Source organism: Brevibacterium sp. MGP-B1 (assembly GCF_057766545.1).
This window is the reverse complement of record NZ_CM173407.1, coordinates 1,208,394-1,233,010: the sequence shown is the minus strand read 5'-3', so window position 1 is coordinate 1,233,010 and position 24,617 is coordinate 1,208,394. Positions and strand designations below refer to the sequence as shown.

Annotated in this window: 24 protein-coding genes; 16 read left to right on the top strand and 8 right to left on the bottom strand. The window is 63.9% G+C overall.

The features are described 5' to 3' along the window. The first annotated feature begins 4 nt into the window (after positions 1–4). The 6 genes from AC3CD9_RS05730 to AC3CD9_RS05705 all read left to right on the top strand — a co-directional run bounded on the left by AC3CD9_RS05730 (position 5) and on the right by AC3CD9_RS05705 (position 5,864). Positions 5–2,377, top strand: coding sequence for an ATP-binding cassette domain-containing protein (locus tag AC3CD9_RS05730; protein ID WP_488366731.1), 2,373 nt, complete (start codon positions 5–7; stop codon positions 2,375–2,377). 170 nt (positions 2,378–2,547) lie between these two features. After that, the gene (locus tag AC3CD9_RS05725; protein WP_282433169.1) at positions 2,548–3,018 is read left to right on the top strand and encodes a transglycosylase family protein; all 471 of its coding nucleotides are present in this window, start codon (positions 2,548–2,550) and stop codon (positions 3,016–3,018) included. A 204-nt stretch (positions 3,019–3,222) separates the two neighbouring features. After that, complete coding sequence (locus tag AC3CD9_RS05720) at positions 3,223–3,651, top strand: PaaI family thioesterase (protein ID WP_488366729.1); 429 nt, start codon at positions 3,223–3,225, stop codon at positions 3,649–3,651. Between the two features lie 146 nt (positions 3,652–3,797). Then, positions 3,798–4,229: a DUF1801 domain-containing protein gene (locus AC3CD9_RS05715; protein WP_488366728.1), complete on the top strand. Its 432-nt coding sequence runs from the start codon at positions 3,798–3,800 to the stop codon at positions 4,227–4,229. Beyond that, a complete protein-coding gene (locus AC3CD9_RS05710; RefSeq protein ID WP_488366727.1) occupies positions 4,222–5,250 on the top strand; it encodes a hypothetical protein in 1,029 nt (342 codons plus the stop codon). The genes AC3CD9_RS05715 and AC3CD9_RS05710 overlap by 8 nt, the downstream gene beginning before the upstream one ends. Before the next feature lie 95 nt (positions 5,251–5,345). After that, the gene (locus AC3CD9_RS05705; protein ID WP_488366726.1) at positions 5,346–5,864 is read left to right on the top strand and encodes a hotdog fold domain-containing protein; all 519 of its coding nucleotides are present in this window, start codon (positions 5,346–5,348) and stop codon (positions 5,862–5,864) included. Positions 5,865–5,901: 37 nt separating this feature from the next. Here AC3CD9_RS05705 and AC3CD9_RS05700 read toward each other — a convergent pair whose 3' ends face one another. After that, complete coding sequence (locus AC3CD9_RS05700) at positions 5,902–6,462, bottom strand: maleylpyruvate isomerase N-terminal domain-containing protein (protein ID WP_488366725.1); 561 nt, start codon at positions 6,460–6,462, stop codon at positions 5,902–5,904. Between the two features lie 241 nt (positions 6,463–6,703). Here AC3CD9_RS05700 and AC3CD9_RS05695 point away from each other — a divergent pair, with 241 nt between their 5' ends. The 5 genes from AC3CD9_RS05695 to AC3CD9_RS05675 all read left to right on the top strand — a co-directional run bounded on the left by AC3CD9_RS05695 (position 6,704) and on the right by AC3CD9_RS05675 (position 11,638). Next, positions 6,704–7,450, top strand: coding sequence for a DUF5058 family protein (locus tag AC3CD9_RS05695; RefSeq protein ID WP_139467210.1), 747 nt, complete (start codon positions 6,704–6,706; stop codon positions 7,448–7,450). A gap of 9 nt (positions 7,451–7,459) precedes the next feature. Beyond that, a complete protein-coding gene (locus AC3CD9_RS05690; RefSeq protein ID WP_488366723.1) occupies positions 7,460–8,197 on the top strand; it encodes a hypothetical protein in 738 nt (245 codons plus the stop codon). 94 nt (positions 8,198–8,291) lie between these two features. Continuing rightward, complete coding sequence (locus AC3CD9_RS05685) at positions 8,292–9,533, top strand: amidohydrolase (protein WP_488366722.1); 1,242 nt, start codon at positions 8,292–8,294, stop codon at positions 9,531–9,533. Continuing rightward, positions 9,530–10,963 (top strand): amidase, encoded by a 1,434-nt coding sequence (locus AC3CD9_RS05680; RefSeq protein ID WP_488366721.1) that lies wholly within the window; start codon positions 9,530–9,532, stop codon positions 10,961–10,963. Before AC3CD9_RS05685 ends, AC3CD9_RS05680 begins: the two co-directional genes overlap by 4 nt. Before the next feature lie 159 nt (positions 10,964–11,122). Then, positions 11,123–11,638, top strand: a complete 516-nt coding sequence (locus AC3CD9_RS05675; RefSeq protein WP_139467206.1) for a ferritin — start codon at positions 11,123–11,125, stop codon at positions 11,636–11,638. A gap of 147 nt (positions 11,639–11,785) precedes the next feature. On the opposite strand, the gene AC3CD9_RS05670 is transcribed toward AC3CD9_RS05675, so the two are convergent. Continuing rightward, positions 11,786–12,718, bottom strand: coding sequence for an AEC family transporter (locus AC3CD9_RS05670; RefSeq protein ID WP_488366720.1), 933 nt, complete (start codon positions 12,716–12,718; stop codon positions 11,786–11,788). Positions 12,719–12,800: 82 nt separating this feature from the next. Here AC3CD9_RS05670 and AC3CD9_RS05665 point away from each other — a divergent pair, with 82 nt between their 5' ends. After that, the gene (locus tag AC3CD9_RS05665) at positions 12,801–13,271 is read left to right on the top strand and encodes an Hsp20/alpha crystallin family protein (protein WP_488366719.1); all 471 of its coding nucleotides are present in this window, start codon (positions 12,801–12,803) and stop codon (positions 13,269–13,271) included. A 112-nt stretch (positions 13,272–13,383) separates the two neighbouring features. Here the strand turns inward: AC3CD9_RS05665 and AC3CD9_RS05660 are convergent, their stop codons facing one another. Beyond that, positions 13,384–14,118, bottom strand: coding sequence for a class I SAM-dependent methyltransferase (locus AC3CD9_RS05660; protein ID WP_488366718.1), 735 nt, complete (start codon positions 14,116–14,118; stop codon positions 13,384–13,386). A gap of 129 nt (positions 14,119–14,247) precedes the next feature. Here AC3CD9_RS05660 and AC3CD9_RS05655 point away from each other — a divergent pair, with 129 nt between their 5' ends. Next, the gene (locus tag AC3CD9_RS05655; protein WP_488366717.1) at positions 14,248–15,507 is read left to right on the top strand and encodes an aspartate aminotransferase type Ic; all 1,260 of its coding nucleotides are present in this window, start codon (positions 14,248–14,250) and stop codon (positions 15,505–15,507) included. Positions 15,508–15,591: 84 nt separating this feature from the next. Here AC3CD9_RS05655 and AC3CD9_RS05650 read toward each other — a convergent pair whose 3' ends face one another. From AC3CD9_RS05650 to AC3CD9_RS05640, 3 genes are read right to left on the bottom strand one after another with little or no spacing between them, the layout of a single operon-like run. Further along, a complete protein-coding gene (locus tag AC3CD9_RS05650; RefSeq protein ID WP_488366716.1) occupies positions 15,592–16,446 on the bottom strand; it encodes a 3-hydroxybutyryl-CoA dehydrogenase in 855 nt (284 codons plus the stop codon). Positions 16,447–16,496: 50 nt separating this feature from the next. Then, positions 16,497–17,003 carry a peptide deformylase gene (locus AC3CD9_RS05645; protein ID WP_458310263.1) on the bottom strand — a complete coding sequence of 169 codons (507 nt, stop codon included), beginning with the start codon at positions 17,001–17,003 and terminating at the stop codon, positions 16,497–16,499. After that, positions 16,996–20,397, bottom strand: a complete 3,402-nt coding sequence (locus AC3CD9_RS05640; protein WP_488366715.1) for a pyruvate carboxylase — start codon at positions 20,395–20,397, stop codon at positions 16,996–16,998. The genes AC3CD9_RS05645 and AC3CD9_RS05640 overlap by 8 nt, the downstream gene beginning before the upstream one ends. 175 nt (positions 20,398–20,572) lie before the next feature. On the opposite strand from AC3CD9_RS05640, the gene AC3CD9_RS05635 reads away from it, so the two are divergent. Further along, positions 20,573–21,418, top strand: coding sequence for a ParA family protein (locus AC3CD9_RS05635; RefSeq protein WP_488366714.1), 846 nt, complete (start codon positions 20,573–20,575; stop codon positions 21,416–21,418). A 203-nt stretch (positions 21,419–21,621) separates the two neighbouring features. Here AC3CD9_RS05635 and AC3CD9_RS05630 read toward each other — a convergent pair whose 3' ends face one another. Both AC3CD9_RS05630 and AC3CD9_RS05625 read right to left on the bottom strand, forming a co-directional pair. Beyond that, the gene (locus tag AC3CD9_RS05630) at positions 21,622–22,203 is read right to left on the bottom strand and encodes a MerR family transcriptional regulator (RefSeq protein WP_101544153.1); all 582 of its coding nucleotides are present in this window, start codon (positions 22,201–22,203) and stop codon (positions 21,622–21,624) included. A gap of 248 nt (positions 22,204–22,451) precedes the next feature. Beyond that, entirely contained in the window at positions 22,452–23,204 is a 753-nt protein-coding gene (locus tag AC3CD9_RS05625; RefSeq protein WP_488366712.1) for a lysophospholipid acyltransferase family protein, read from the bottom strand. Positions 23,205–23,310: 106 nt separating this feature from the next. Between AC3CD9_RS05625 and AC3CD9_RS05620 the strand changes: the two genes are divergently transcribed. Then, complete coding sequence (locus AC3CD9_RS05620) at positions 23,311–24,099, top strand: alpha/beta hydrolase (RefSeq protein ID WP_488366710.1); 789 nt, start codon at positions 23,311–23,313, stop codon at positions 24,097–24,099. 28 nt (positions 24,100–24,127) lie between these two features. Then, the gene (locus AC3CD9_RS05615; protein ID WP_139467195.1) at positions 24,128–24,580 is read left to right on the top strand and encodes a YiaA/YiaB family inner membrane protein; all 453 of its coding nucleotides are present in this window, start codon (positions 24,128–24,130) and stop codon (positions 24,578–24,580) included. The last annotated feature ends 37 nt before the right edge of the window (positions 24,581–24,617 follow it).

Below are 24,617 nucleotides of genomic sequence, written 5' to 3'. Positions count from 1 at the left end.
ACCAGTGCACACTGCGGACAGCCATGACCTCATCCGCGTCAGCGGAGCCAGGGAGAACAACCTCAAGAACGTCAGCGTCGAGATCCCCAAGCGCCGTCTCACGGTCTTCACCGGGGTCTCCGGCTCCGGCAAGAGCTCACTCGTCTTCCACACCATCGCCGCCGAGTCGCAGCGGATGATCAACGAGACCTACTCCGCATTCGTCCAAGGCTTCATGCCGGCGATGGCCCGACCCGAAGTCGACGTCCTCGAGGGACTGACGACGGCCATCCTCGTCGACCAGGAGCGGATCGGGGCGAACCCGCGCTCCACGGTGGGCACGGTCTCCGACATCAATGCGAAGCTGCGCACCCTCTTCGCGCGTCTGGCAGAACCGAATCTCGGATCGACGAACGCGTATTCCTTCAACGTCGCCACCCTTAGCGGCAAGGGCGCGGTGACCATCGACAAGGGCGAGGGCAAACAGGTCGAACGGAAGTCGTTCTCCGTCAACGGCGGCATGTGCCCGCACTGCGAGGGCATGGGCACAGCCACGGACATCTCCATCGCCGAGGTGGTCGATGAGTCGAAATCTCTCAATGACGGGGCCATCACCGTTCCCGGGTACAAACCCGGCGGCTGGTCGGTGCGCATGTTCTCCGAATCCGGGTACTTCGATCCGGACAAACCGGTCGCCGATTTCGATGAGAAGGAGCGGCACTATCTGCTCTATGCCGAAGGCGAGAAGGTCAGGATCAATGGCACCAACATCACCTTCGACGGGCTGATCCCGCGGATCCAACGGTCGTTCCTGTCCAAGGACCGGGATTCGATGCAGAAGCACATCCGCGAATTCGTCGACCGTGCCGTCGTCTTCACCACCTGCCCCGAATGCGCAGGGACACGGCTCAACGGAGCCGCCCGGTCCTCGCTGATCGCCGGCAAGTCGATTGCTGATGTCTGCGCTCTGCAGATCTCGGACATCACGGGTTGGTTGGACCAGATCGAGCCGGGAGCCGCCTCGGCGCTGCTCGATTCCCTGCGTGCGGATGTGCGCGCCTTCAACGACATCGGCCTCGGTTATCTGTCCTTGGACAGATCAGCCGGATCGCTGTCCGGGGGAGAGGCGCAGCGGATAAAACTGGTCCGCCACCTCGGGTCCTCGCTCACGGACGTCACCTACGTCTTCGACGAACCGACGATCGGCCTGCACCCACACGACATCCGATCGATGAACGAACTCCTGCTGGCGCTGCGGGACAAAGGCAACACGGTGCTCGTCGTCGAACACAAACCCGAGACGATCCTCATCGCCGATCACATCGTCGATCTCGGACCCGGAGCCGGCAGCAACGGGGGAGAGGTCACCTTCACCGGCACCGTCGACGGTCTCCGGGCATCCGATACACTCACCGGTCGCCACCTCGGATACACGGCGTCGCTCAAGGAAAAGGTGCGGGAGCCGGCGGGAGCTCTCGAGATCCGCGACGCCGGGTCGCACAATCTGCGAGATGTCGATGTCGACGTGCCCCTCGGCGTGCTCACCGTCGTCACCGGCGTCGCAGGGTCCGGTAAGAGCAGCCTCATCGAGGGATCCCTGCGTGGACGTGATGGGGTCGTGATGATCGATCAGGCGCCGATCAAGGGATCCCGGCGCAGCAACCCAGCCACGTATACAGGGATGCTCGAGCCCATTCGGAAGGCATTCGCGAGGGCCAATGGGGTCAAGCCCGCTCTCTTCAGCGCGAACTCCGAAGGTGCCTGTCCCGTGTGCAACGGGGCCGGAATCATCTATTCGGATATGGCGCTCATGGGCGGCGTGTCCGCACCCTGCGACGAGTGCGAGGGCAAGGGTTTCCAAGCCGAGGTGCTCGAGTTCGCCTTGGGCGGACTGAATATCCGTGAAGTCCTCGACCTGCCCGTTGACGCGGCGATCGAGCATTTCGGTGCGGGGGAGTCGCGTATCCCCGCGGTCGTGAAGATTCTGAAGATCCTCGCCGAGGTGGGACTCGGCTATGTCAGCCTCGGTCAGCCGCTGACGACTCTGTCCGGGGGAGAGCGGCAGAGATTGAAGTTGGCGGTCCATCTGTCGGCGAAGGCCGCTGATGCCGCGCAGGTGATCATCCTCGACGAACCGACGACCGGTCTGCACTTGGCCGATGTCGAGAATCTGCTGCAGCTCCTCGACGGGCTCGTCGATTCCGGGCGGACCGTCATCGTCATCGAACACCATCAGGCCGTGATGGCTCACGCCGATCACATCATCGACCTGGGTCCCGGCGCCGGACATGACGGAGGGTCGGTCGTCTTCGAAGGCAGCCCGACTGAGCTGGTCGCAGGGGCGAAGGCGAATGGATCGCTGACCGCGGAGCATCTGGCACAGTACGTGAATTCCTGACTGGGGGAGCCGCTGCTCTTCAGGCCTCACTCAGGTTCCGCGGAGGCGATTCGGATGCTGAATTCACGGTCTCGGGTTCAAATGCGGCAATTGATTCGTTACGGTGTATAACGGCTCGGTAACGACCGGGTTACAGAACCGAAATGCAGTCGTACTTTGGAGAAGACACAGTGAACCTCTACAGCACAAGCCTCCGCAAGGTCGCCCTGCTCGTCGGTGCCGGCGCAGTCGCAGCGGCCGGGCTGACCGGAATGAGCGCAGGGCAGCCGGCCCAGGCATCTGAGAAGGGCGTCTGGGACAAGGTTGCCGAATGTGAATCCGGCGGAGACTGGCACATCAACACCGGCAACGGATACTACGGCGGACTGCAGTTCTCCAAGCAGACCTGGAACGGCTTCGGCGGTTCGGGCACTGCGGATGAGCACAGCAAGAAGGAACAGATCCGGATTGCTCAGAAGGTCCTCAAGGAGCAGGGGCCGGGCGCATGGCCGACCTGCGGTGAGAAAGCCGGACTGACGAAGTCCAATGGCGCTGCCGATGACGGAGGCGGCAAGAAGGACGATGGAGGCAAGAAGGACGACGGTGGCTCTGACGACAGCGGCAAGGTCGGCCTCGGCGGCAACGTCACCGTCGGCAGCTGATCCCATCCGCTGAAGAGCTCATCCGATCCATCGAGCCTTGCGCTCGACTGTTCGGATCGATGGCCGCGAACGACAGCTGTGTCGTTCGCGGCCATCGTCGTCGGTGCGGCCGTCACAGACACAAAAAGATATGTCACGCCTCGGCGGCAGACGCGAATCGTAGAGGACATTGTGCTTTTGCGGCCCGGGTGTCAAGGTGAATCCATGACGATGAGACGCGAGGGACCGTTCTGGGACGTTGTCCGCGGTGAGGCGGAGCCGCCTGCTGCAGCGAAGACTCTGGGTTGGGAGCTGGTTGAGGTCGATCCTCAGAGTTCGACCATCACGGTTGCGTTCACGGCTGGTGAATCATTTCTGAATCCTGCGGGTACGGTCCAGGGAGGATTCCTTGCAGCCATGTTGGACGACACGCTTGGTCCGGCGCTCGTTGCAACTTTGGAACCCGCACAGTTCGCACCGACAGCCGATCTGCACATCCAGTTTCTCCGACCTGCGCGCCCCGGAAGACTCACCGGCCATGGTCGTGTCGTCCGCCGCGGCAGAGACATTGCTTTCCTTGCGGGCGAGCTCGTCGATGACGATGGCAATACCGTGGCGACCGCGACAGCGACGAGTGTCATCCGGAAGTTGTGAAAGTCCCTTCTTCACCTCACCATGTAGAACGCCGATAATATACATTATGTTAAGTACAGATATTGACCCGGCCCCCGAGACGCGCAGTTACAGTTGAATCCGGCGATCTGAGCCTGTGATCCGTCAGGCCGACACCAGGAGGCGAAATGGCGACCAGGCAACCAGCAATGCGACCGACCGGCGAACCCGTCGATGACGTGCTCGACCGAGCAGGCGGTCCCAGGCGCGCCGAGGCCGATCGCCTGCTCGAGATTCTCCTAGAGATCTCCGGCGAAGAGCCCGTTGTCTGGGCCTCACGCATCATCGGATTCGGTGAGGTTGAGTATCGGTACGAATCCGGACATGGCGGCAGGATGCCGGTTCTCGCGTACTCCCCTGCCTCGCGTCAGCACACGATCTATCTCACGAGCGACTATGAGGACCGTTGGCCCGACCTTGCCTCCAGGCTCGTCAAGTACCGCAGCGGCACGTCGTGCCTGTATCTCACGCGCTTGAATGACGTCGACGAATCGGTGCTGCGTGAACTCCTCAAGCACACTCGTGACCACACGCTCGTCGAATGGGGAAATAGTGACTGAGCGGGTCGAGTTTGCGGACAATATGACGGCCCAAATCTCGGAGCTAGATGAGTGCGCGATCCGCGATACACTGACTGATGCCGAAACTCTCGGCGTCGGCATCGGCGGCACCACGAGCATTGCCAGGATTTTCGGCCATGCGGTATTCGTCAAACAAATCCCTCTGACGACGTCGGAGGTTGCGGGGCCGCTCTCGACTGCAAGCTCTCGCGCACTCCCCTTCTGTTCGCATTATGGAGTTGGAAGCCCCAGCTGCAGTGCCGGAAGAGAGCTTGGCGTACATTTGCGCACCGATGAATGGGTTAGGCGAGGTTCGGCGAAATTCTTCCCTCTGCTCTATGGGTGGGCAATTCTTGACTCTCCGGCCGAAATCGACCTGTCTGAGTTTGAGTCGGAGTCCGCCCAGGCACGCTGGGGGCCCGCCTGGCCGACAATCCGAGAACGGATCGAAGATCTACGGAGTGCAAACAAAAGCATTGCGATTCTTCAAGAGTATGTTCCGGACACACTTGGCGATTGGCTTCGCACAAACCTGAAGTCCGGGGCTGGTAGTCAGGCTTTTATTTCTGCAATCCGGCAAATTGCCATGGCAACTCAGAGGATGAATGAGTTCGGGCTTCATCACTTCGATGTGCATCCGGAAAACATTCTCGTCCGCGACGCCCAGCTGCTATTCACCGATTTCGGCCTGTCTGTACTAGACGATTTCAGCCTCGCCGACGAAGAGTCGGAGCATCTTTCTCGCCATCGGGGTTTCGATCGCAATTCAGGATTGATGAGCCTCTTCCACTGGCTGCTCTTTGAACTTGGGTACGTTGCTCGGAGTGACCGGTCGGCCATTCTTGAGGTTCTCGCGACACGTCCACAGTCCTCCGAGCTAGATCTGTTGAGGAGCGCTGTCGGCGATGCGGCCTCCTTGATGGCTGCCAACGCTCGTGCGGCTCTGATGATGACACGTTGGTTCGAGTTGGCAGTTGACGATCCGAACTGCGCGGTCCACAGATATGAGAACTGGAGCTGAAGTCGGCACCGCTCCCTTCCGGAACCACTCGCTCTCACAAGGCCCCTGCTAGGATTTACTGAACAGTAACTCAGATCACAGTAAAGGGCGCCTCCATGACCGCAGACACCACAGCCGTGCAGACCGCCGAATCTGCACCCACCTTCAAGCTCTGGAAGAAGATGCAGGAGATGCCTCTGGGCGGCCTCGTCGGTTCATGGTTGTTCTCTCAGGGCATCTGCTTCAAAGCACCCTACTTCCGTACTGTGCGCCCGCAGATCAAAGAGCTGCGACCCGGGCTGTGCCGCGTCACCGCACCCAACCGCCGCGGAATGCACAACCATATCGGCACCTATCACGCGATCGCGTCGTGCAATATGGCCGAAGTCGCCGCCGGCGTCATGACAGAAGCGACCGTGCCGCCCACTCACCGCTGGATCCCGGCGGGAATGACCGTGGAATACAACGCCAAGGCCGGCAAAGGGCCGATCACGGCCGTCACCCGGCTTGAAGAGATCCCCGAATTCGGCGACGAGAAGTTCGACCTGATCGTCCCTGTGGATGTCCTCGACGCGAACGGCATCGCCTTCGTCACCGCACGCATCACCATGTACATCTCACCGAAGAAGCGGTGAAGCACCGCAGTTCCAGCCCGTCACCGTTCGAAACCCGTCACCGACCCGACAGCAGCAGCACGCGCTGAGCGTGCGTGACTCCCCCGCCGATCGGGCGTGGCGGCCTGTACCCGCCCTCAGGCCCTAAGTCGATGATGAGATCGCCGAGCTCGGTTGAGATGAACTCGGCGAGGCTCTCATCGATCGGCCAGTCATGTCCGGTGCCGCGTGCGAGATCAGCGGCATGGAGTGTGAGCTCGAGGATGCGCATCTGCACCAGCTGCGCTCCCGGGATGCTGCCGATCCGGTGAGCGACGGGCGCGTGGAGGTCGCATTCGTACACCAGCGCTCTGAACGACCTCTCGTGAGTCCAGAAGGATTCGAGCATGTCCTCTCCGAGGTGATCGGCTCCCCTGGTGGCTTCGACTTCCTCCGTGTTCGCCTGCTGCAGCAGCTTCGTGTAGCGGACTCCCCCGCCGATCAGGTGATTGATGAGCTCCGCATTCGACCATTCCGCCGCCCCGCTCGTCCGGTTCAGATCGGAGGTGCGGACTCGACGGAGGGCTGTGACCCAACATGCTTCTGCCTGATCGAGCTGAGTGGTCGTGACTTCATCCATGCCCTCAGCCTAAGTCCGGATGCCTGGGACCGTACCGACGATCTCGGGTGGTGTCGTTCCGCAAGGCGGGAAGGGCATCAGAAATCGCTCCGATGAATCTCGAGTGTTGAGAACTTCTGGTCAAACCATGGTCCTGACCGTTCGGTCAGTATAGGTTGTTCCTGCGCGCTGCGTGATGGTATACCAATGTGGATCGCCGTCCTGCGCCCCTGCAACTCGACAATGAAGTGAGGAGCTGACCATGACCGTGGCCAGCGGTTCGGCCGACTACATCGGCCTCGCAAACGCACCGATTCTCTGGATACTCGCGATGGCGGTGATGGGTGTCGTCGTCGTTCAATCGCTCATTTACATGACCGCGGTGAAGAAGAACGCCGAGTCCGCGGGTATGAGCCAACAGGAAGTCCGTTCGGCCTTCCGCGCCGGCGGTGTCGCCGCCATCGGGCCATCGCTGTCGGTGGTCCTCGTCGCCATCGCTCTGCTGCCTCTGTTCGGCACTCCCCCGGTCATCGTCCGCGTCGGACTCATCGGGTCCGCCGCCACCGAGGTCGCATCTGCGTCCCTGGCGGCAGGCACCATGGGTGCCAACCTCGGTGATGAGACCTTCACTCGCGGCGTGTTCATCGTCGCCCTCATGGCGATGAGCCTCTCGGGCGCCGGCTGGATGATCTCCACCCTCATCCTCACCCCGATCTTCAAACGCAGCTCTCACAAGCTCGAGAAGGTCAATCCCGCACTCATGTCGATCATCCCGGGTGCGGCACTGCTCGCGGCCTTCGCGGCGCTGACCTTCCGTGAGCTGCCGAAGTCACCGACCCATGTCATCGCCGTCATCGTCTCGGCAGTGGTGATGAGCATCTGCCTGCTGCTCGCCAAGACGCTCAAACAGAACTGGCTGAAGGAATGGGGATTGGGAATCTCCCTGCTCATCGGCCTCGTCGCCGCCTACTTCGCCCACTATGCCGGTCTCGGCATGCCCGAAGCCTGAGGAGAGACCATGTCATCGATCATCACATCACCCTCGCACGCGGCATTCGAGCGCACCACCAGCCGGTGGGGCTCGATCACGCTGTTCATCGGATTCCTCATCGCCACCTCGGTGCCGTTCTATCTTCTGTTCGTCGCCGACGCGAACATCGATCTCGGAGAGATCCTCAAGGGATTCCTCGCCGTGTTCGCCGTCTACGGAGTCTTCTACATCGTCGAACCTCTCACCTATTTCCCGATCCTCGGACCCGCCGGGATGTACCAGGCCTTCATGATCGGCAATGTCGCGAACAAGCTGCTGCCCTCGGCGATCGTCGCCCAGGACACGATCGGGGCGAAGCCCGGCACCCGCAAGGGCGAATACGCGGCGACGATGGCCATCTGCGGAGCCGCGATCATCCACGTCGCCTCGATGGTCATCTTCGTCGGCATCCTCGGCACCTGGCTCGTCTCCCTCATTCCCGAGCCGGTGACCCTCGTCGCGAAGCTCTACATCCTCCCGGCGATCCTCGGCGGTGTCACCGTCCAGCTCATCGCTTCTCTCAAGCAGCTGAAATCGACGCTCATCGCCCTCGGCATGGCGGCGCTGGTCATCCTCGTCCTCGTCAGACTGGTTCCCGTGCTCGCGCCCGGCGACGTCGCCATCGTCGTGTTCCTGACCATCCTCATCACATGGTTCACCCGCAACAAGGCGGTCACGGACAAAAAACCCGACAGCGACGGCACCGACACCGTCGGCATCAACTGAGGGCTGACAACGTTCGGTGCTCGTCTGCCGAGACCGACCCCCGCATCCGACAATTCCTGCCAAGATGGCACCAGACCTCTGCTGAAAGGACATCATGTCACTCAACTCCGCCCTCCACGCGTCGATCAGTGCCGATCTTGACCAGACGATCGCCGACTACAAGCACTTCCACCGCACTCCCGAGCTGTCCATGCAGGAGACAAACACCGCCGCGGAGATCGCCTCCCGGCTCCAGGCCCTCGGACTGAAGACACACACCTTCGGCGGAACCGGAGTCGTCGCCGTGATCGAGAACGGCGACGGTCCGGTCATCGGCTACCGTGCCGACATCGACGGACTGCCGATCAGCGAGGACACCGGACTCGACTATGCCTCCACGGCGGACGGCACTCTTCCCGACGGCGAGACGACGAAGGTCATGCACGGCTGCGGCCACGACACTCACATCACAGTCGGCCTCTACCTCGCCAAGCACCTCGTCGCACACAGGGACCTGTGGTCGGGAACAGTCGTCATGCTCTTCCAACCCGGTGAGGAGACCGGCCAAGGTGCGCGCGCCATGCTCGATGACGGGCTCTGGGATGAGATCGTGCGCCCCGAGGTCATCTTCGGTCAGCACGTGTGGCCCGGTGCCGCCGGTCACCTCTACGTCAGCAGCGGCACCGCCATGGCGATGTCCGACTGCCTGCGCGTGACCGTCAAGGGCAAGCAGGCACACGGATCCCAGCCGGAGAACGCGATCGACCCGATCGTCCTCGGCGCCTATATGATCACCCGCCTTCAGTCGGTCGTGTCACGCGAGATCTCCGGCCGCGACATGTCGGTCGTCACCGTCGGCACCTTCCACGGCGGACTCAAAGAGAACATCATCCCCGACTCCGCCGAATTCAAACTCAATATCCGCACCTTCACCGAGGAGGTCCGCGCGGTCGTCCTCGACAGGGTCCGCCGCATCATCGAAGCCGAGGCTCTTGCCTCCGGAGCTCCGGAACCCGAGATCGAAGAGATGTATCGGTTCCCGCGGTGCTACAACGACCCCGAGGAGACCGAGTCGTTCCTCACCCATGTCGGAGCCGAACTCGGCACCGAACAGGTCCACCTGTCCGAGCCCGCCACCGGCAGCGAGGATGTCGGAGCGTTCGGCGATGACATCGGCGTCCCATACGTGTACTGGTTCTTCGGCGGCTACTCCCCCGAGAAGTTCGCCGATGGTCAGACCCCGCCCGGGAATCACTCCCCGTTCTTCGCTCCCGACGATGTCGAGACCACTCTCGAGACGGGCATCAGAGCCGCGTTGTCCGCGGTGCTGAGCAAGGTCGGAAAGGACCGCGCATGAGCGAGGAGATGCTGTGGTGGTCGACCCGTGAGCTGGCCGGCCGAATCGCCGCCAAAGAAGTCTCTGCTCGGGAGGCTCTGCAGGCCCATCTCGACCGCATCGATGAGGTCAACCCTGCTCTCAACGCCGTCGTCACACGAGACGACGAAACCGCCTTCGCCCGAGCTGATGCCGCAGACGCAGCAACCGCCCGCGGTGAGAGCGTCGGTGCCCTGCACGGAGTGCCGATGACGCATAAGGACACCCACGACACGGCAGGTATGCGCACGACCTGGGGTTCACCGCTCATGGCCGATCGCGTGCCCGAATCGGATGCGCTCATCATCGCCCGGCTCAAAGCCGCCGGCATCACGACGACAGGCAAGACGAACGTGCCCGAGTTCGCCGCCGGCTCCCACACCTTCAATGAGGTGTTCGGCACAACCGTGAACCCCTATGACCGGACGAAATCGGCATCGGGATCCTCCGGCGGCGTGGGCGCGGTGCTCGCGGCCGGGATCCAGGCGTCAGGCGACGGATCGGATATGGGCGGATCATTGCGGTCGCCCGCATCGTTCAACAACGTGGTCGGTCTGCGACCGAGCAACGGCCGTGTCCCCCACGTTCGACCGGGCAACCCCTTTGCGTGGCTGTCCCAGAGCGGATTCATGGCACGCACGGTCTCCGACGTGGCGCTGCTCATGTCGGTGGCTTCGGGGCCACATCCTTCGGCGCCGGAATCGATCCTGGAATCGGGCAGTGTCTTCGACCTCCCGGAGTTCGCACTCGACGCCGACCGCTCCCCCGACCTCGCCGGACTGCGGGTCGGCTTCAACCCCGACCTGGACGGACTGCTTCCGGTCGAATCCGAGGTGAAGGAGATCGTCGCGTCCGCCGCGCCGGTGTTCGGCAGCCTCGGCGCGCATGTGGACGAAGAGATCCCGGATCTCACGGACGCCGACGAGGTATTCAACGTCCGCCGCGCCCTCGACTTCGTGGGCTCCTGGGGCGGTCTGTATGAGGCGCACCCGGACAGAATCAAGGAATCGGTCCGGTGGAACATCCGCATGGGCCTCGACTTCACCGGTGCCGAGGTGGCTTCGGCCGAATCAGCACGCACCCGCCTGCACGCGGAAGTCGACAGCTATTTCGCCGGCCATGACGTCCTCGTGCTCACCACGTGCCAGGTCCTGCCGTTCGATGCGGACATCGAGTATCCCAGGCAGATCAACGGGGTACAGCTGGAGAACTATCTCGATTGGATGCGGGCACTGTGTCTCATCTCGGCGACGGGCTGCCCAGCCATCTCGGTACCCGCCGGCTTCTCGGCTTCCGGTCTGCCGGTGGGTGTGCAGATCGTGGCGAAGCCGGGGGCGGACGTCGAGCTGCTGCGAGTCGCTCATGCCTTCGAATCCGCCACCGGTCATCACCTCAGACGGCCGGACCTCTGACCGGCATTCTTCGCAGGACGCGGCGTCGGTCGAGGCAGGTATGGCATACCTGGGCAGAGTTTGCCGAGCCTTTCCACACTGGAACGGTTCTAGAAAAGGTGTCAGGATATTCTCTAAGCAGGCGGAACGGATCCGCCTCGAACCGCAAAGGAGTAAAAGATGCACCTGAGCCCCGCCATGCAGAAGGTCCTCAACGAGCAGGTCACCCTCGAACTCGAAGCCTCGTTGGTCTACCTCCAGCTCTCCATCCAGCTCGATGATCTCGATCTGCCCGGAATGACGCGCTGGATGCGCGCCCAGTCCGAAGAAGAGCAGGTTCACGCCGCCAAGTTCACCCAGCACTGCCTCGACCGCGGATTCGCCCCTCAGATCGGCGACATCGCTGCTCCGAAGGTCTCCGGTTCGCAGCCGATCGACTTCTTCAAGGCTGCACTGGCCCATGAGGAGAAGGTCTCGGAGTCCATCCGCAACATCTACCGCACCGCTCAGGACGAGGCCGACCTCGACGTCCTGCCGCTGCTCCACTGGTTCATCGACGAGCAGGTCGAGGAGGAGTCGAGCATCTCCGAGATCATCGGTCGCCTTGAGCGCGTCGGCAACGACGGTGCCGGCGTCCTGCGCATCGATTCCGAACTCGGCTCACGCCACCCTGATATCACCGCCGACAGCGAGTGAGAACTGCATGACCGCTCCGGCTCAGCGCTCCGAGCGAGCTCTATGAGTCGAGTGTGAACTCGAATCGAGTACTCAAGCGGCCGATCCCAGCACGGGATCGGCCGCTGACGTATGCAGGACCGAGGTTGCGGGGATGCCAGTCCGTCCTCAGCCGAGGACCGACTTGCCGATGAGCAGCACGACCGGCAGGGACACGAGCATGACGACGGTCTGACCGGCGATGAGTGCGGCCATGAGCTTCGCATCTCCCCCGAGTTGCCGGGCCATGACATAGCCCGAGCTCGCCGTGGCGATCGACTGGAAGAGCAGTCCGACCAGCGCCGGCACCGTCGGGACTGCCAAGAGAGACAGTGCGACGAGGGACAGCCCCGGCAGCACGATCAGCTTGACGATCGTCGAGACGATGATCGCCCGGGCATGGGCACGCATCGAGAACGCCTGCAGACCGGCACCGACGCAGAGGAGCCCGATGGGCAGCGAGGCGGCCGCCAAGGGTTCGAGGACCGTGGCCGCCACGTCCGGCAGACCCAGACCGCTGACATTGGCCGCGGCTCCCGCGACGCAGCCGAGTACGAGAGGATTCGTCACGATCGCCTTGAACAGCGCGAGCAGCGAGCTCGGTCCGGTGCGCAGGAACTCGAAGCCGAGGCTCGAGATGACATTCACCGTGGGGACGAGGATCGCCGCGACGATCGCGGCCACGGCGCTGCCTTCGGAACCGAACAGGCTGCCCGCCAACGACAGGCCGATATAGGTGTTGAAGCGGATCCCGCCTTGGAGCACGGAGGTGAAGGCCGGAAGATCGCGGGCGATGACCCGGCGGGCGAGGACGATGCCCAGGGACACGATCACGGTGGGGATGACGAGAGCCGCTGCCAAGCGCGCGAGCGGGACATGGGCCACATCCACCTCGGCGACGGAGGTGAAGAGGAGCACCGGAAGGAGACAGTAGTACGCGAGCTTCTCCGCGCCCGACCAGAATTCCGGACTCCGAAATCCCGGCAGTCTCTTCAGCACGAGACCGAAGGCGATGAGCGCCGTGACCGGAAGAAGGGCGAGGAGTATGGGAACCAGGCTCACAGACTGAGAATTTCATGAGTTTGGAATCATTTCAAAGTTGAGTGTGTTTGACTCAATGTAGGACCCGAACGAAAGGAAGCACATGGCTACACGTTTCGACCCCATCCGTGACCTCGACCGGTTCTTCTCCGAGGTGACCCGCACCCCGAACGCCACCACCCTGCCGATGGACCTCTACCGTGACGGAGAAGTCTTCATCGCGCGCATCGATATGCCCGGAGTCGATCCGAGCAGCATCGATGTCGACGTCGAAGACCGCACGCTCACGGTTCGCGCTCGCCGCGAGTCCGAGGTCGCCGACAAGGACGTGAAGTGGCTGACCAGGGAACGCACCAACGGCACCTATGCCCGCCAGCTCACGCTCGGCAACCGGGTGGCGCTGGATCGCATCCGCGCCGACTACAGCGACGGTGTCCTCACGCTGACGATTCCCGTCGCCGAGGAGGCGCGCCCCCGGAAGATCTCCGTTTCGCATGCAGCCGGGCAGACCTCCACCGAGGTGGTCGAATCGTCCTCGACCGACGAACCCCGCTCCCGCGGCCTCGACAGCTGACACCGGCGCCGGATTCCACCGGAATCACAGCGGCCGAGGTTCGGACGCCGAGGCGTTTCCCGATTGCCGACAGCGGGCCGCACCCGATGAGGGTGCGGCCCGCTTCGTCTGTTCAGCCCCGTTCGAGGAGATACGCCAGGCACATATACGGCAGATCCACCGTGCCGGACACCGGATGCTCGACACTGAAGTACTCGCGCAGGTTCGCGTCGACTCGGGCTCGTGTCCTCTCGTTCGAGCGCAGCCAATACGACCGTGTGCTCGCGAGGTCGACGATTCCATTGACAGTGAGCTCCGTGGTGAATTCGACGAGCCTGTGGTCGGTGAGAGCCAGACCGTTGCCGGGCTGGGGTCGGTACTGCGGTCGATAGACGTCGCCCGCGTGCATGATCCGGCTCAGGCGCAGCACCCAGTCGACCCGGACATCGAGTTGATTGATGAGGATGAGCAGCCGGCCTCCCGGGCGAAGGACGCGCGCCACTTCGGCGGCTGCTTTCGCTTCGTCGAACCAATGCCAGGCCTGCGCGACAGTGACGAGATCGAGGCTCTCTGCTTCCAGGCCGGTGTCCTCAGCGGTGCCGATCTTCGTGGGGGCAGGATTGCGTTCGAGCGCGGCTGTGTCGGGATCGACGGCGATGAGATCGGCACCGCGTGTGAGCAGCCGGCGGCTGAGGATCCCCGTTCCAGCACCGAGGTCGCATACGCGCAGACCGGACCATTGCGGCTCCCAACCGGTCAGCGCGAGGTCGAGAGCTGAGTCGGGATATCCGGGCCGCACCTCGTCATAGACTCCGGCCTGGGTGCCGAAACTGCGTCCGTGGGCGGCCTGCGCACGTGGTCGCACCATCTGAGTCTGCCTTTCATCGAATTGCCTGCGGTCGTCCGGGCGACCGCTGCAGACCACTCTAGCGTCGTCGACATTCGCCGAGTCGATAGGATGGAGTCAACGGCCCGTTCCCAGCCCTAAGGAGCCAGCATGCCCGCACCGTCCGACCTCTCGTCCAAACTGGACGAAGCCTCCGCCGCGTACGAGGAATTCGCCTCGCGCGGTCTCGCGCTCGATATCACACGGGGCAAGCCGGCCCCGGAGCAGCTCGACCTCGCTGCCGATCTGCTCACTGCGGTCAGCGGTGACGATTTCCGCACTCCCGGTGGCGTCGACACCCGCAACTACGGCGGACTCGACGGACTCATCGAACTGCGGGAGATCTTTTCCCCGCTGCTCAAGGTTCCCGCCGACCAGCTGCTGGCCGGCGGCAATGCCTCGCTGACATTCATGACCCAGGCGCTGACCTTCGCCCTCATGCACGGCACGGCCGTCGACGATCGCCCGTGGGGGCAGGGTCCGCATAAGCTGCTGTGCCCCGTGCCCGGCTACGACCGCCATTTCACCCTGGCCGAATCCCTCGGGTTCGAGCTCCTGACCATCCCGATGGATGACGAGGGCCCGATCATCTCCGAGGCGCAGCGTCTGGCCGAAGATCCGGCGGTCAAGGGCATGTGGCTGGTGCCGATGTATTCCAACCCGACGGGGATCACGGTCACCGAAGCACGGGCACGGGAATTGGCTGCCATGCAGACAGCGGCGCCCGACTTCACTCTGCTGTGGGACAACGCCTACGGGGTACACCATCTGCGAGAGGACCATCCGGACAATCTCGACATCCTCTCGCTCTGCGCAGAGGCGGGTCATCCCGAACGTGCATGGGTCTTCGCCTCGACTTCGAAGATCACTCATGCCGGGGCCGGGGTGTCGTTCTTCGCCGGAGGCCCTGCCACGGTCGATTGGATGCGAGCGAACCTCGGGAAGGTCGCGATCGGTCCCGACAAGATCAACCAGCTGCGCCATGTCCGGTTCTTCTCCGACTCGGCCGGGGTCGAAGCACATATGCGCAAGCATGCCGAGATCGTCGCACCGAAGTTCGATGCGGTGCTCAAGGCGCTCGAGGACGGACTCGGAGCGGAAGAGCTGGCGCAGTGGACCTCACCGGACGGCGGGTACTTCATCACTCTGACAACGATGGAGGGCATCGCCGACCGGGTCGTCAAACTCGCAGGGGAAGCCGGAGTGAAGCTGACTCCTGCCGGTGCCACACACCCGTACGGTCTCGACCCTCACAACAACATCATCCGCATCGCGCCGACGATGCCGACCCTCGATGAGGTCGAACTCGCCGCTCAGGGCCTCGTGGCGTGTGTGCGCCTGGCCAGCTATGAGAAGCTGCTCGCCGGCTGACACCCGAACGCTGCCTGCAGACTGAGACAGGTCCGCCCCGAACCGAAGGGTTCGGGGCGGACCTGTCTGTACCGGAGCGTCGGATCAGTATTCGTAGAATCCGCGTCCGGACTTCACACCGAGCAGGCCGGCATCGACCATGCGCGACAGCAGGATCGGAGGCTTGTTCGCCGGGTCACCGGTCTCCTCATACATGCTCTCTGCTGCATAGAGGCAGGTGTCGAGACCGACGAGGTCGGCCAGCTTGATCGGTCCCATCGGATGGGCGCAGCCGCCGACCATTCCCGCGTCGATGTCCTCCTTCGTCGCGTGTCCGGCCTCGAGCATCCGGACCGCACTGAGCAGGTACGGGATGAGCAGGGCGTTGACGATGAAACCGGGGCGGTCATCGGCCTGGATCGGATTCTTCCCGAGCACATCGGCGACGAAGGACGTCACGGTGCTGCGGACATCCTCGGTGGTGAGCACCGAGGACACGATCTCGACGAGCGGCTGGACCGGTGCGGGGTTGAAGAAATGCACACCCAGCACGCGTTCGGGGCGCGAGGTCGCCTGCGCGAATCGGATGATCGGCATCGACGAGGTGTTCGAGGCCAGGATCGCTTCCGGGTCGGTGACGACCTGGTCGAGCTCGGCGAAGATCGACTTCTTGATGTCCTCGTTCTCACTGGCCGCCTCGATGACGAGCTGACGATCGGCGAGATCGCTGATATCGGTGGTGAACCGCAGTCGGCCGAGCGCCTCGTCACGGGCAGCGGCATCGATTTTGCCCTTGTCCACTGCGCGAGCCAGGGATTTCTCGATGCGGGCACGACCGGCGGCCGAGGCCTCCTCGTTGATCTCACGGACGATGACGTCGAGACCGGACTTCGCCAGCACTTCGGCGATTCCGGCTCCCATGAGTCCGCTGCCGATGACGGCGGTGCGCTGGATGCTCATAAACTTCTCCTTCTTGGTAAATATGGTCGGTCGGGTGCGAATGACTCGGCTCAGGGCATTCGGGCGAGGAACCAATCGGCCGAGCGGATGGCTTTCATGGCCTCCCGCCGGCGTTCCCCGGGCAGAGTCTGGATGTAGACCTGCCCGTCGAGGTGCCCCACCTCGTGTTGGAGCATCTGGGCGAAGACTTCCGTGCCTTCGATCTCGATCGGCTGATTCTTCGCATCCACCCCGCGTACCCGAGCGAATTCGTAGCGTGGGGTGGGGAAGAACAGCCCGGGGACGGAGAGGCAGCCTTCTTCGATATCTCGCAGCTGCCCGCCGAGCTCGACGATCTCCGGGTTGATGACATATCCCGTGCGACCGTCGAGGTCGTAGCCGAAGGCTCGCAGTCCGACCCCGATCTGCGGAGCGGCGACGGCCGCACGGCCCTCGGGCCGTGCGGTGTCGACGAGGTCGGCTGCCAGAGCTTCGACGTGATCATCGAAGACCATCACCGGTTCGCACTTGCTGCGGAGCACGGGGTCTCCCCACAGTCGGATCTCACGTTCAGGCATCGATCACCACGACGAGGTCTCCGCCTTCTAGCTGCTGGACATCGGCGATGGCCACTCGGGAGACGGTTCCGGCCGTCTGCGTGGTGATCGTCGCTTCCATCTTCATCGCCTCGATGGTGGCCACGGTGTCGCCGACGGAGACCTTGTCGCCCTCGTGGACCTGCATGGTCACAACACCGGCGAACGGGCTGCCGACGTGTCCGCTGTTGTTCGGATCGGCCTTCTCCGCAGTCTTGACTTCGCTTTCGACGGACCGGTCACGCACCTGCAGCGGACGCAGCTGTCCATTGAGGGTGAACATGACCGAACGCATCCCGCGCTCGTCAGTGCCGCCGATGGCCTGGACGCCGATGAGCAGGTTCTTGCCCTTCGCCAGCTCGACGGCATGCTCTTCCCCACTGGTGAGGCCGTAGAGGTACTCGGAGGTCTCGACGACGGAGAGGTCGCCGTAGTTCGAGCGCATCGACTGGAATTCCTTCGTCGGCCCGGGGAACAGCAGCTCGTTGAGCTTGTCCTTCCGGTCCCGGCCCGGCGTCTGCAGTGCTTCGGCATCCGCCGGTTCGAGATGCTCGGTGAGCGGCTTGGCGGAACGGCCGGCGAGGGCCTTCGTGCGGAACGGCTCGGGCCATCCGCCCGGAGGGTCACCGAGGTCACCGTTAAGGAAGCCGATCACCGAATCGGGAATGTCGAACTTGTCGGGGTTCTCCGCAAACTCCTCCGGCGCAACTCCGGCGCCGACGAGGTGGAGCGCCAGATCGCCGACGACCTTCGAGGACGGGGTGACCTTGACGAGGTGGCCGAGAATCGAATCGGCGGCCGCATACATGTGCTCGATGTCCTCGAACCGCTCCCCCAGGCCCAGTGCGACGGCCTGCTGGCGCAGGTTCGACAGCTGTCCGCCGGGGATCTCGTGACGGTAGACGCGGCCGGTCGGTCCGGCGAGCCCGGACTCGAAGGGTGCGTAGAGTTTGCGCACCGATTCCCAGTAGGGTTCGAGGTCGCTGACGGCGTCGAGGCTGATGCCGGTGTCGCGCTCGGTGTTCTCGAATGCGGCGACGAGCGCGGAGAGACTCGGCTGGCTGGTGGTTCCGGCCATGGCCGCCGAGGCGGCATCGACGGCATCGGCACCGGCGGCGGCAGCTGCATAGAGGGTGGCCAGCTGTCCGCCCGCGGTGTCGTGGGTGTGGACGTGGACGGGCAGGTCGAAGTTCTCCCGCAGAGCAGTCACGAGCTTGACCGTGGCGGCAGGGCGCAGCAGGCCGGCCATGTCCTTGATGGCGAGCACATGAGCTCCGGCGCCAACGATCTGTTCGGCCAAGCGCAGGTAGTAGTCGAGCGTGTAGAGCTCTTCCTTTGGATCGAGGATGTCCGAGGTGTAGCACAGGGCCACCTCGGCCAGTGCCGTGTTCGTTCCGCGCACGGCCTCGATCGCCGGACGCATCTGCTCGACGTCGTTGAGAGCGTCGAAGATGCGAAAGATGTCGATGCCCGTGCGGGCCGCCTCATCGACGAATGCGTCGGTAACCTCGGTCGGGTACGGGGTGTAGCCGACGGTGTTGCGTCCGCGCAGAAGCATCTGCAGGTTGATGTTGGGCACCGCGGTGCACAGGGCTTCGAGACGTTCCCATGGATCCTCGCCGAGGAAGCGCAGCGCCACATCATAGGTCGCACCGCCCCAGGCCTCAATGCTCAGCAGCTCGGGTGTCATGCGGGAGACGTGCCCGGCCACGGCCAGCAGGTCTCGTGTGCGCACACGGGTGGCCAGCAGGGACTGGTGGGCGTCGCGGAATGTCGTATCCGTGACGGCCAGGGAGCTCTGCTCACGCAGGGCGCGGGCGAAGCCCTCCGGTCCGAGCTCGGCGAGACGGTCGCGGCTGCCCGCAGCGGGTGCTGCGGAGAGGTCGATGCTCGGGAGCTTGTCGCCCGGACGGATGCGCAGGCCCGGTTCGCCGTGGGGGCGGTTGACCGTGACATCGGCGAGGTAGTCGAGCAGCTTCGAGCCGCGGTCGGCGCTCACTCGAGCGTCGAAGAGCTGCGGGCGTTCTTCGATGAAGGACGTGGACAAGTCTCCGGCGACGAATGCGGGATCATCGAGGACGGCCTGCAGGAAGCCGATGTTCGACGATACGCCGCGGATGCGGAACTCAGCCAGGGCGCGTTTGGCCCGGCCGACGGCCTGAGCGAAGTCGCGGCCGCGGCACGAGAGCTTCACGAGCATCGAGTCGAAGTGGGGGCTGACGGCAGCACCGGCGTGGACGGTTCCGCCGTCGAGGCGCACACCTGCACCACCGGCAGAGCGGTAGGCGGTGATCGTGCCGGTGTCGGGGCGGAACGAGTTCGCGGGATCCTCGGTGGTGATGCGGCACTGGAGTGCGGCGCCCTTGATCCGCATCTCGTCCTGGCGCAGGCCGATCTCTTCGAGGGTGGCCCCGGCGGCGATGCGCATCTGCGAGGCCACGATGTCGACGTCGGTGATCTCTTCAGTCACTGTGTGTTCGACCTGGACACGCGGGTTCATTTCGATGAACACGTGCTTGCCGGCGCGCGGCCCGTCGGTTTCGAGGAGGAATTCCACGGTGCCGGCGTTCTGGTAGCCCAGCGCCTTTGCGAACTTCAGGGCATCTGCGTGCAGGGCGGCCGCGATCTCGGGATCGAGGTTCGGGGCCGGAGCGATCTCCACGACCTTCTGGTGGCGGCGCTGCACGGAGCAGTCGCGTTCGAAGAGGTGGATGGCGTTCGAGTCGTTGTCGGCCAGCACCTGGACCTCGATGTGACGGGGGCGCTGCACCGCCTGCTCGATGAAGACCGTGGGATCGCCGAAGGCGCCTTCGGCTTCGCGCATCGCGGCCTTGAGAGCGTCTTCGAGGTCGGAGGCCTGAGCCACGCGACGCATTCCGCGACCACCGCCGCCGGCGACGGCCTTGACGAAGAGGGGGTATTCCATCGATTCGGCATCGGCGAGCAGCTGCGCGATATCGGCCGACGGACGTGTCGAGTCGAGGACCGGGATGCCCGCATTGCGTGCTGCCGCCAGCGCCTGGACCTTGTTTCCTGCCAGTTCGAGCACATCGGCCTTGGGGCCGATGAAAGTGATGCCCGCTTCGGCACAGGCTCGTGCCAGATCGGGGTTCTCAGAGAGGAAGCCGTATCCGGGGTAGATGGCGTCGGCGCCGCTCTCCTTCGCCACCCGCAGCATCTCTTCGACGCTGAGGTAGGCGCGGACGGGATGACCCTCCTCACCGATCATGTAGGCTTCGTCGGCCTTCATGCGATGTTCGGAGTTGCGGTCCTCATACGGGAAGACTGCGACGGTGGAGGCTCCGAGCTCATAGGCGGCACGGAACGCACGGACGGCGATCTCTCCGCGGTTGGCCACGAGGACTTTAGAGAACATAGGTGTCTCTCACTTCTGTATCGGCCGCACTGGGCGACTGGTCGACAAGCTGTCGGGAACATACTCTACAAGTGACCTGGAACACCCCTGCGCCCGGGGGTCGACTTTGGACTGAGACGTGAGTCTCGGCGTGGTCGGCACGGCTCGGCAGCCGCCGATACGTTAACGTAGGAGGGTGCTTGTCCTAAGTATCAGCAGCCTCAAAGGCGGAGTCGGTAAGACATCCGTGACGCTCGGTCTGGCCTCGGCGGCCTACAACAGGGGGATTCCCACCCTGGTCGTCGACATGGACCCGCAGGCGGACTCGTCGACCGGCCTCGATGTGCCGACCTCGACGCGTGTCGACATCGCCGATGTGCTCGCTGCTCCGAAGTCCCAGAAGATCCTGTCCGAGGCGATCATCCCCTCCGGGTGGGTCGGTGACAGGCTCGGCCACCTCGATGTGATCTCAGGATCTCCGCGTGCCGCGGAATTCGATCGGCCTTCGCTGTCCGAGCGCTATCTGCGCCGGCTGGAAGATGCCCTGACTCGCATCGCGAAAGGCTACCGACTCGTCCTCATCGACTGTCCGCCCAGCCTCAACGGTCTCACCCGTACGGCGTGGACAGCGAGCAACCGAGTCGCGGTCGTCACCGAGCCCAGCCTGTTCTCTGTTGCGGCTGCCGACCGTGCCCTGCGGGCGACGGACGAGCTACGGCAGCGTGGTGCCTCCGATCTGCAGCCACTCGGCCTGGTCGTCAATCGGGTGCGTGCCGGTTCGACCGAACATGACTATCGCATCCAGGAGATGCGTGAGATGTTCGGTCCTCTCGTCCTCAATCCGCCTTTGGCCGAACGGGCCGTCATGCAGCAGGCTCAGGGATCGGCGCGTCCGATCCACTCCTGGCCGGGCAAACCCGCCGAAGAAGTCGCCGGCTCGTTCGACGCTCTTCTCGAACGAGCACTGCGCTCGGAGAACATCCGCGGTCGGCGCGGTGCCGCCCCGGCGAAGAACGGCGCTCAACAACCCGAGAAGAAGTGAACGACTAGCTGCCGCTCCCCCACCAACTCGTCGACTGCCGTCGCGAACTCAGGTTCGCGACGGCAGTTCTCTGTTCCCAGGCGCCGCGGACGCATTCGGGGGCACTCTGCACCGCACCTTTTCCGTTCCATACGACGACCGAGGCGGTCCGCTCGAGCTGAGCGGACCGCCTCGGTGGTGGTGTGAGTACTCTGTGTCGGCCGTCAGCCGGATTTGCGTGCGCGACGGGCGGCGAGCTCATCCATGGCTTCGAGGGCCGCATCGTCTTCGGGGACTCGTTCGCTCGGGAACTCGGACAGCGAACCTTCGACTTCGTTCCAGACGCGGCCGACGGCGATGCCGAAGACGCCCTGTCCGCCCTGGAGGAGGTCGACGACCTCATCAGGCGAGGTGCATTCGAAGACGCTGGCGCCATCGGACATGAGGGTGATCTGAGAGAGATCGTCGACGCCGCGGGAACGCAGGTGCTCAACCGCTGTGCGGATCGACTGCAGTCCGACGCCGGTGTCGAGAAGTCGCTTGACGATCTTGAGGACGAGGATGTCACGGAAGCTGTAGAGCCGCTGGCTGCCGGATCCGGTCGCATTGCGGATCGACGGGGTCACCAGATCGGTGCGCGCCCAGTAATCGAGGCGACGGTAGCTGATGCCGACGACCTTGCAGACGGTGGGACCGCGGTAGCCGGCCTCTTCATCGAGTACGGGCAGATCATCATCGAACAGCAGCCCTTGGGCTGCTGACGGCATCGGCGTCATGTCGACGCTTTCATGACTTGAGCGGTTCACACCGACTCCTCCTTAAAGTCCCTGGGGGAAGCGAAGGTCGCTTGGAAGGACCGAGAACATAGTCATTCTAGCCCTCTTCCCAGCGAACCTACAGTGGGATTCAACAACTCCAAGTTATTCTGCCGTCCCCGCCAGGACAAACATCTCGAGGTAACAATTTCCGCGTGTCGCCGTTACCGCAGTATTCGAACATGTCACATGGATGTCATTCAGGCGACTCGGAGCGGAAGGAGCCGGGACCGAAGGGCCTAGTTCGACGGGCTTTCGCCGTCTGATTTCGGTTCATCCCGGTTCGGAGGATCCGTCTTCTTCGGCTTGGCGCTCGTCAGCAGTTTGGTTTTGACCGTCGACGCATAGGTGTCGACGTATTCCTGTCCGGACAGGCGCATGATCTCGTACATGATCTCGTCGGTGACCGACCGCAGCATGAAACGATCGACGGGAAGACCTGAATACTTCGAGAAGTCCATCGGGGTGCCGAAGACGACTCCGACACGCCGGAGCTTGGGAACGAGGCGACCAGCTGGCTGCAGCTTGTCCGTGCCGATGATCGCCACTGGTACCACGGGCGCGCCGGACTCGAGGGCGAGACGCGCAATGCCGGTGCGTCCGCGATAGAGCTTCCCGTCGGGCGAGCGAGTGCCTTCGGGATAGATGCCCAGCGAGTTTCCCTCACGGAGAACCTTCAGACCCGATTCGAGCGAAGCCTGAGATCCCGATCCGCCGCCGCGATCCATGGGCAGCTGATTGTTCAGTTTGAAGAACCACCGAGTCACCGCACCCTTGATTCCGCGACCGGTGAAGTAGTCCTTCTTCGCCAGATAGACGACGGGACGCGGCGCGAGCAGCGGAACGAAGATCGAGTCCATGAAGTGATTGTGATTTCCTGCGATGATCGCCGGGCCCTCGGGCGGCAGATTGTCCAGGCCCCGCACCCACGGGCGGAAGAGGACCCGCAGGATGGGTCCGGCGAGGACTCGCTTGAGAAACCAGTAGAACACGCGCACCCTTCCGACTACGACTCTTTGTCGTCCTCGGCAATCATATATCGACACGACCGGTGAACAGCGAAGTCCGTCGTGGCCTCATCCGTGCCATGCTGGGAGCATGGAGATCGATTTCACACTCGGGGCGGATCCGACGGCCGCTTATCGCAGTCTTGACAGCGGTTCAGCCTCCGCGGTTCTCTTCCTGCACGGACTCACCGGCTCGCCCGTCTCCTGGGTGCCGATCGCCCGCGCGATCGCGGCGGAGGGCGTCGACGTCAGCGTCCCCCAGCTGCCCGGGCACGGCACCTCATGGCAGGACATGGACGCTACGGGGTGGTCCGACTGGCTCGGCGAGGCGCGCACCGAGCTGGGTCGGGTGCAGGCCGACCACGAGCGTGTCGTCGTCGCCGGTCTGTCGATGGGTGGAGCCCTGGCACTCGCCCTGGCGGCGGCAGAGGGTGCGCCCGACGAGATCGTCGTGGTCAATCCTGCCCTCTACATCGACTCTCCCTTCGCTCCCCTGCTGCCGGTGCTCAGGCACGTCGTGCGCACGATCCCGTCGATCGGCGGCGACATCGCCCACCCGGACCGCGACGAGTACGCCTACGAACGGACGCCGGTGGCTCCCCTGGCCACGTTCCATCGTGCACTGCGGACCCTGCGCGACGATCTGTGGAAAGTCACCCGCCCCGTCACTGCCATGGTCTCCGGTGAGGACAATGTCGTGAGTCCGCGGACGCTGCGTGCCCTGCGATCGAACCTTCCGCACCCGCCGAGGATCGTCGCCCTCCGCCGATCCCGCCATGTGGCGACCCTCGATTTCGACGCGAACACCATCGCCGAGGCGGTCCTGCAGGCGGTCTCCACCGAAACGACCGTGCCACGACAGTCCGAGACCGGGGAATAGCTGGGGCCACGGAATTGCTGATTCAGGTATGAACGACGACGGCACCGCTTCGACTCCCGACGACGAGGGCCGGGAGGACTGGCGAGGGGAGGTTCCCGATCCGGAGAGGATCGGGCACGACCGATCGCGCATCAGCGACGAAGAATGGGACGACCTCGTCCGGCAGATCGCCGAACCCTCGGCGACGACGGGTGATATGCCCGCCGAGGATGTTCGCGACGCCCTCGAGGACACCGAGCATTGGGAGCGCGAACCGGCGGAGCCGATCGGGTGGCGCACCGCTTCGCCCACTCTCGTGCTGTCCTGGGCCGCGGCGCTCGGCGCGGTCGTGCTCCTGCTCATCGGCGTGATCTTCTTCCGACCGCTGCCCGGGTGGTACCTGCTCATCGGCCTGGCCGTCGGCATCGGCGGCGCGGTCGGTCTGTTCTTCCACCTGCCGAGCCATCGTTCCGCCGACGACGGCGACGGCTCCTCGGTGTGAGCGATGCTGACCGCTTCGTGTCAGCGACACCTGAGAC